We start from the raw sequence: 576 nt of genomic DNA on the forward strand, positions 1-576 counted from the left end.
TGATGGCAGAGAGGTCACACCCGTTCCCATACCGAACACGGAAGTTAAGCTCTCTAGCGCCGATGGTAGTTGGGACCTTGTCCCTGTGAGAGTAGGACGTTGCCAGGCAAATGGAGGATTAGCTCAGCTGGGAGAGCACCTGCCTTACAAGCAGGGGGTCGGCGGTTCGATCCCGTCATCCTCCACCATTTAGCCGACTTAGCTCAATTGGTAGAGCAACTGACTTGTAATCAGTAGGTTGGGGGTTCAAGTCCTCTAGTCGGCACCAGAAATCATGGCGGTTGTGGCGAAGTGGTTAACGCACCGGATTGTGGCTCCGGCATTCGTGGGTTCGATTCCCATCAGTCGCCCCATTTTTCTTAAATAAATTAATATGCGGGTGTGGCGGAATTGGCAGACGCACCAGACTTAGGATCTGGCGCCTTTGGCGTGGGGGTTCGACTCCCTTCACCCGCACTTTTAATTAAATAACTCATACATGTCTTGCGGAAGTAGTTCAGTGGTAGAATACAACCTTGCCAAGGTTGGGGTCGCGGGTTCGAATCCCGTCTTCCGCTCCAATTTTCAATATGACAT

The 576-nt window shown here is 51.9% G+C and carries 5 tRNA genes and 1 rRNA gene; all 6 read left to right on the forward strand.

The window, feature by feature from the left end:
• Positions 1 to 108, forward strand: a 5S ribosomal RNA gene (rrf, locus tag PDQ40_RS28070); the annotation flags it as partial.
• Positions 109 to 112: 4 nt separating this feature from the next.
• Positions 113 to 188: transfer RNA gene (locus tag PDQ40_RS28075), tRNA-Val, on the forward strand.
• A 4-nt stretch (positions 189 to 192) separates the two neighbouring features.
• Positions 193 to 268: transfer RNA gene (locus PDQ40_RS28080), tRNA-Thr, on the forward strand.
• A 9-nt stretch (positions 269 to 277) separates the two neighbouring features.
• Positions 278 to 353, forward strand: a tRNA-His gene (locus PDQ40_RS28085).
• A gap of 22 nt (positions 354 to 375) precedes the next feature.
• Positions 376 to 456 (forward strand) — tRNA-Leu (locus tag PDQ40_RS28090).
• A gap of 29 nt (positions 457 to 485) precedes the next feature.
• Positions 486 to 560, forward strand: a tRNA-Gly gene (locus PDQ40_RS28095).
• The last annotated feature ends 16 nt before the right edge of the window (positions 561 to 576 follow it).

It is taken from the genome of Bacillus cereus group sp. Bc061, assembly GCF_027715825.1.
GTDB classification, from domain to species: domain Bacteria; phylum Bacillota; class Bacilli; order Bacillales; family Bacillaceae_G; genus Bacillus_A; species Bacillus_A paranthracis.